Origin of the sequence: uncultured Enorma sp. (assembly GCA_905210055.1) — a bacterium.
In the GTDB taxonomy this organism is placed as follows: domain Bacteria; phylum Actinomycetota; class Coriobacteriia; order Coriobacteriales; family Coriobacteriaceae; genus Enorma.
The window spans coordinates 1-2,386 of record CAJLVH010000199.1 but is presented as its reverse complement, the minus strand read 5'-3'; the positions used below and the strand labels follow the sequence as shown (position 1 = coordinate 2,386).

Below are 2,386 nucleotides of genomic sequence, written 5' to 3'. Positions count from 1 at the left end.
CAGGAGCCCGCGCAGGAAGGCGAGCAGCCCCTTCTGCAAGTTGAGCATCTCTCGATGAGCTTCTCCCGCTATGAACCCGGCGTGCCATTCTTCCAGGCGCGACGGGTCAACATGCCCGTTCTGAACGACCTCTCGCTCAGCGTGCGCGCAGGCGAGCTCGTTGCCGTGGTGGGGGCGAGCGGGTCGGGCAAGACGCTTCTCGCCGATGCCATCATGGGGCTCTTCGAGCCGAATGCGCTGGTTGAAGGCTCGATACGCTTTGCAGGTCAGCCGCTCGACGCGGCAAAGATCGCACGTCTGCGTGGGCGGGGTATCTCGCTCGTGCCGCAAAGCGTCACCAGCCTCGATCCGCTCATGCGCGTGGGCGAGCAGGTTGTGGGCGCGTGTGGCCGGGGACGCGTGGGACGGGCGCGCCGCCGCGAGCGATCGGCGCGGATGCGCACGCTTTTCCGCGAGCTCGGGCTCGATGCCGGTGTCGGGCGGATGCTTCCGCATGAGCTATCCGGCGGTATGGCGCGGCGCGTGCTCGTTGCCTCGGCGCTTATCGACGATCCCCGGCTTATCGTCGCGGATGAGCCCACACCGGGGCTGGACATGGAGCTCGTCGTGCGCGCCCTCGGCGACCTGCGGGCGTTTGCCGATGCGGGCGGTGCGGTGCTTCTCATCACGCACGACCTTGAGCTCGCGCTTTCCGTTGCGGATCGCGTGGCGGTCTTTCGCGATGGGCACGTCGTGGAAGAGGCTCCGGTGTCGAGCTTCGCGCAGCCGGAGCTGTTGAGTCACCCCTTCTCGCAAGCGCTCTGGCACGCGATGCCTGAGCACGGGTTCGCCCCCGCTGCGCCGTCCGAAGCGGCGTCGCACGATACCGAAGTGCGCGGAGCCGAACGCTGTGAGTCGGAAGGGGATCGCTGCGTGGCAGGGGAGGGGGATGGCCTATGAGCCTCGACGCACGTGGCATAACCTTCGCGTATCCGGGCGCCGCCCCGCTCTTCGAGAGATTCGACCTTACCGTCGAGCCTGGCGAGCGCGTCGCGCTTTCCGCACCCTCCGGGCGGGGCAAGACGACGCTTTGCCGCCTGCTCGCGGGCTACCTTGCGCCGCAGGCAGGGAAGGTGCTGGCAGACGGCGTCCCGGTACCGTGCGGCATCGCACGTGCTCCGCGACCTGTCCAGCTCGTCTGGCAGCATCCGGAGCAGGCGTTCGACCCGCTCGTGCGCATGGAGGCGAGCCTTGCCGAGGCGTATTCGCGCACGTCGCGTATCGACGACGGGCGCGGCTCGCGACAGGGCTGCCTGTTCGATGCCGTCGAGGAAACGGGGCTGCTCGAGCGATTCGGCATACGCCCTGCCTGGTTCGACCGCTTTCCCGGCGAGCTCTCGGGCGGAGAGCTCATGCGCTTCAGCATCGTTCGGGCGTTACTCACCCGTCCGCGCTACCTCGTGTGTGATGAGATGACGGCCATGCTCGACGCCGTGACGCAGGCGGAGCTTTGGCGCGCGGTGCTCGATTGCGCCGAGGAGCGCGGGCTCGGCATCGTCTTCGTCTCCCACAGCCCCGCGCTCGTTCGCCGCCTCGTCACTCGCTGTGAGACTTTGGCACCGGGTCTCTGAGTCCCACCGCCGCGGGTGATGAGACTTTCCCACCGGGTCTCTGAGTCCCACCGCCCGATGACGTCAACAGTTCTCGCAACTTTTTAACCTTCGGCAGTGGGACTCAGAGACCTGGTGCCAAAGTACCACGGCGTCCCGCGCGAAACCGAAGTGAGAATCTGAGTCCTGGACGGAAATACTCACTTCGTTTCGATTGCGTGAATTCGACGCGGCAGCGCGCAGCGAGCGCGTGCAGTGCTACGATGAAATCCCGTGAAGACCAGTAGGTTCTGATACGGGAAAGCGCAGGTGCAACAATGACCAAGCACATTTTCGTTACCGGCGGCGTCGTGTCCTCGCTCGGCAAGGGCATCACGGCGGCGTCACTCGGCCGTCTCCTCAAATCGCGCGGCTACAAAGTCACCATGCAGAAGGCGGATCCGTACCTCAACGTCGACCCCGGCACGATGAGCCCGTTCCAGCACGGTGAGGTCTTCGTAACGGAGGACGGCCATGAGGGCGACCTCGATCTGGGCCACTACGAGCGCTTTATTGACGAGGATCTGAACCAATTTTCCAACCTGACCACCGGCCGGGTCTACTCCAACGTCATCGCCAAGGAGCGCCGGGGAGAGTATCTGGGCAAGACGGTGCAGACCATCCCCCATATCACCAACGAGATCAAGCACTTTATCTACTCCGTGGGCGAGAAGACCGCCGCTGACGTGGTCATCACTGAGATCGGCGGTACCACCGGCGACATGGAGAGCCAGCCCTTCCTGGAGGCCATCCGCCAG

3 protein-coding genes are annotated in these 2,386 nt (G+C 65.4%); all 3 read left to right on the top strand.

The window, feature by feature from the left end; translation table 11 throughout:
- Positions 1-939 (top strand): ATP-binding cassette domain-containing protein (locus QZ079_RS09120; protein ID WP_297037533.1); only part of this gene is annotated, 939 nt, incomplete at its 5' end.
- Positions 936-1,610, top strand: coding sequence for an ABC transporter ATP-binding protein (locus tag QZ079_RS09115; protein WP_297037532.1), 675 nt, complete (start codon positions 936-938; stop codon positions 1,608-1,610). The genes QZ079_RS09120 and QZ079_RS09115, both read left to right, overlap by 4 nt.
- Positions 1,611-1,906: 296 nt before the next feature.
- A partial coding sequence (locus QZ079_RS09110) for a CTP synthase (protein ID WP_297037531.1) occupies positions 1,907-2,386 on the top strand: 480 nt, incomplete at its 3' end.

What these genes read in the sequence shown, in the direction of transcription:
- QZ079_RS09115 (WP_297037532.1), top strand. Translation starts at nt 936, where the DNA reads ATGAGCCTCGACGCACGTGGCATAACCTTCGCGTATCCGGGCGCCGCC.